The 4,187-nt window shown below is 69.5% G+C and carries 2 protein-coding genes; one reads left to right on the top strand and one right to left on the bottom strand.

The window, feature by feature from the left end:
- Positions 1-498: 498 nt before the first annotated feature.
- Complete coding sequence (locus OOT08_RS11735; RefSeq protein WP_325092822.1) at positions 499-2,652, top strand: DUF5979 domain-containing protein; 2,154 nt, start codon at positions 499-501, stop codon at positions 2,650-2,652.
- 83 nt (positions 2,653-2,735) lie between these two features.
- Here the strand turns inward: OOT08_RS11735 and OOT08_RS11740 are convergent, their stop codons facing one another.
- Positions 2,736-4,166: an MFS transporter gene (locus OOT08_RS11740; RefSeq protein ID WP_325092933.1), complete on the bottom strand. Its 1,431-nt coding sequence runs from the start codon at positions 4,164-4,166 to the stop codon at positions 2,736-2,738.
- Between the last annotated feature and the right edge of the window lie 21 nt (positions 4,167-4,187).

Raw genomic sequence — 4,187 nt, forward strand, 5'->3', positions numbered from 1 at the left:
TGTTGCGTCACTGCTGAGCAGGGAAAATCCGTCGTCCAAAACCTGGTCACCCCCGTGGGCCCCCGGACGTGTGGGCCGCGCTGCCGACGGGCGTCGGACAGGGAAATCGGCTCAGGGGGCGAAACGACCCTAACCCCTCAGCCTGGGCGTTCGGGGCATCCCCGGGCGCGCGGGCGGGCCGGGGCAGCACGCGAGCTCCCCGTACCCCGGGGAAACGCGACAGCTTTCTCTCGGGCGCGCGGAGCGGCGTCGCCGGAAATTACTGCACCTCTCGGCCAGATTCGGTGGGATTGCTCGAATGACGGCACGGAGTTTGTGCGATGTCACAGTCTCCGGTGCGAGAGGCGCAAGAAAACAGCTCTGGCGCGGTCTTACTCCCCGAGGGCATCCCCGGGACCATCGGGGCAGAAGCATCGCCCGGCACAGAAAAGGAGCACGACCCTGCGCACCTCAGCCCACTTCAGACCCCTGGTCGCCCTCGCGGGCATTCTCGCGATTGTGGCCGCCACCTTCATCCCCGCCCTCGCGTCACCCGCGTCGGCCGCGGGCACGGGGGTGACCATCGACCGGATCTCCTTCGTCGAGGACGAGATCGTCGACGGCACCGTCCAGGAGCTCACCGTGGACTGGAGCCTGCCAGACAACGCCGAGACTCCGGTGAGCTTCTCGATCCCCCTCCCCGAGGGGCTCACCGGTCAGGGCGATCGCTTCGGGCTGACCGGCCCCGACGGCCAGGTTGCGGGCGAGTGCGTCGTCACCGCCGCCGAGGTGGTCTGCTCCGTTGACGACGCCTTCATCGAGGCGAACCCGAGCGGCGTGCACGGATCCTTCACCTTCCGGGCCGAGGTCTGGCTCGACATCACCGAAAACACGGAGCACATCTTCGACTTCGGTGAGATCACGGCCACCTTCCCGGTCACCCCCAACCCGGGCCGCTGCGAGGAGACCTGCGAGTACGAGGGCGAGTCCCTGTGGAAGGGCGGCTGGTACAACAACCAGGACGACACCATTACCTGGCAGATCGGCGTCCCCGCCCCAAAGGAGGGCCTGGCCGCCGGGCTCGACATTGAGGTTGTCGAGCAGTTCGACGCCGACATCTTTGCCCTCGTCACCGGGCCGGGTAACCCCCGCGTGCGTGAGGCGACCAGCGTGAGCGTTGACCGACTCAACCGGGAGACGCCGAACTGGAACACCAAGTCCTCCGGCGTCACCGTCTCCGCCGACGGGCGCACCGTGAACTGGACGAGCGTCCCCGGGGCCGACCCCGCGACCCTGCCCGAGGGCTCCCGGGCCCTGAGCGGCTCCGTCTACCTCGTCGAGTGGACGCTGAAGGTCAAGGACCTCGGCAAGGCGAAGGACTACACCAACACCGCAACGGTCACCGTCGAGGGCACCGAGACCACCTCCGTGACCGGCGAGGCCAGCCGCCGATCGGGCTCCGGCTGGATCGTCGGCGCAAACTTCGGCCGGTTCCGCGTCGTCAAAGAGCTGACGGGGGACGCCTCCTTTGCCACCCCGCCGAGCTTCGAGGTGCGCTGGAGCGCGACCGACCCCGAGGCCGGGAACGCGGTCGTCGACGGCGGAACGGCGCTCATCGCCCCCGGGCAGGACTTCGTGAGCCCCGAGCTGTTCCGCGGCACCGTGGTCACGCTCGAGGAGGTGCTGCCCGTCGGCCCCGCCGGGGTCACCTGGGCGAAGCCGGTGTTCCTGGATGCGGCGGGCAACCCCGCGGACCGGATCGTCTTCGACGCGGCGAACGGCAATCTCGGAACGATGACCCAGATCCGCCTCGTCAACGAGGCGAGCCTGGACCGGGACACCTTCTCGGCACAGAAGATTGTGCAGAACCCGGACGGACTGCCGCTGCCCGCCGACACTACCTTCGACCTCAACTATCGCTACCCGGCCGGGGACCACTTCCCCGCGGGGTCCGGGACGCTGCGCCTGCCGGCCGACGGCACCGAGGTCACGAGCGAGCCGCTCCCCATCGGGGCGCAGCTGACGCTGGAGGAACCCGCGCCCGCCGCGATCCCCGGGGCGACCTGGACCCTGATCGGTCTTTCGCGCACCGAGCTGACGATCGGGGACCCGGACGCGACGGCGACCATCGAGGTCACCAACGAGATCCGCCGCGACACGGCCGCCTTCAGCCTGACGAAGCAGCTCCGCGGGGACGCCGCCGAACTCGTCGATCCCGAGCAGAGCTACGCCTTCGAGTACCGGGTGCCGGCCGGCGCCACCGGGAACGCCGTCGAGGGCACGGTCAGCGTGCGCGCGGGCGAGACCGTGACCGTTGACGGCATCCCCGTCGGGGGCACCGTGACGCTGCGCGAGGTCACCCCGGAGCCGATTACCGGAGGCTTCTGGGCCGCGCCGGTGTTCGAGTCCGGCGACAGCGCGACAATCATCGCGGGGGAGACCGCGGAGTTCACCGTCTGGAACGAACTCTCGACCACCCCGCCGCCCGTCACGCCGCCGACGACCCCGGGCACCCCGCCGCCCCCCGGAACCGGGCCCCTCGCGGAGACCGGCGCCCCGGCAACCGGAGCCGCGCTCGCCGCGGGCGTCCTGGGCGTCGCGCTCACCCTGGGCGGTGCCTCCTGGCTGCTCGCCGCACGCCGCCGCGCCCGCGCCTCGGTGACGCTCGGGTAGCACCCGCGCCAGCGCACGACGAGGAACGCCCGGACCCGCGAAAGCGGGGCCGGGCGTTCCTCGTTGCGCTGGGGAGTGCCCGGCTACGCCTCCATGTCGACGTTCTTGGTCTCCTTGCCGATCAGCAGGGACACCAGGGTGAGCACCGCCATCAGGGAGAGGTACAGGCCGACCAGGACGGGGCTCCCGTCCGCGGAGGACCAGAGCCACACCGCAACGATGGGGGCGAGAGCGGCGCCCAGGATGGACGACACGTTATAGGAGAACGCGGAGCCCGTGTAGCGCACGTTCGTCGGGAACAGCTCCGGCAGGAGCGCCCCCATCGGCCCGAAGGTCCACCCCATCAGCGTGAAGCCCAGCGCCAGGAACAGCATCACGAGGGCGTGGCCGCCCTGGAGCAGCGGCGCGAACAGGAAGCCGAACCCGATGATGGCGATCGTCACGACGATGAGCGTCTTCCGGCGGCCGAAGCGGTCCGCCACGGGTCCGGAGAGGAGCGTGAACGCGCCGAAGAAGATCACGCCGAAGATCATCATCAAGATGAAGTCGTTGTAGGAGTAGCCGAGGCCGGGGGTGAACGTGGCGGCGTCGAAGGGCTTCCCGGCGGCCTCGGCGGCGGCCTGCGCGACCTCCGCGGTGGCGGGCTTCGTGCCGAAGGACAGCGTGAAGGAGGTCATCAGGTAGAAGAGCACGTAGGTGGCCAGCATGTAGAAGGTGCCCAGGATCAGCTCTCGCCAGTGCGAACGGAACGCGACCGCGAGCGGCATCTTGGTGACCTTGCCCGAGGAGACCGTCTTCGTGAAGGCATCGGACTCGACGAGCTTCAGGCGGACCCACAGGCCGATGATGACCATGACCGCGGAGAAGAGGAACGGGATCCGCCAGCCCCACTCGAGGAAGGCCGTCGAGGCCGCTCCGGGGGTCTCCTCGTTGGGCAGCGCCTGGTTGATGATGAAGAACAGGCCGTTCGCGAGGATGAAGCCGATGGGGGCGCCGACCTGCGGGAAGGTGCCGAACCAGGCGCGCTTGCCCGGGGGAGCGTTCTCGGTGGCCACGAGCGCGGCGCCGGACCACTCCCCGCCGATCGCAAAGCCCTGGAACAGGCGCAGGATCAGCAGCATGAGGGCGGCCCAGTAGCCGATGTCGTCGTGCGTGGGCAGCAGGCCGATGAGGAACGTCGCGATGCCCATCACGAGCAGGGACCAGACCAGCGTGGTCTTGCGCCCGATCCGGTCGCCGAGGTGCCCGAAGAAGATCGCCCCGATGGGACGCGCGACCATCGCCGCGCCGAAGGTGGCGAAGGAGGCCAGCAGTGAGGTGGTCTCGTTGCCGGTCGGGAAGAACAGGGCGGGGAAGACGAGGACGGCCGCGGTCGCGTAGACGTAGAAGTCGTAGAACTCGATGGTGGTGCCGATCAGGCTGGCGAGGATGACGCGCGAGGTCTTGTTCGCGGGCGCGGCCTGGCTGCTGGATCGTGCTGGGGGAGTCGCCGATGCGGCGGGGGAAGAGGTCATGGTGTTTTCAGAGTTCGCTCC

This window comes from Leucobacter sp. M11 (assembly GCF_035726885.1).
Classification (GTDB): Bacteria; Actinomycetota; Actinomycetes; order Actinomycetales; family Microbacteriaceae; genus JAPFRB01.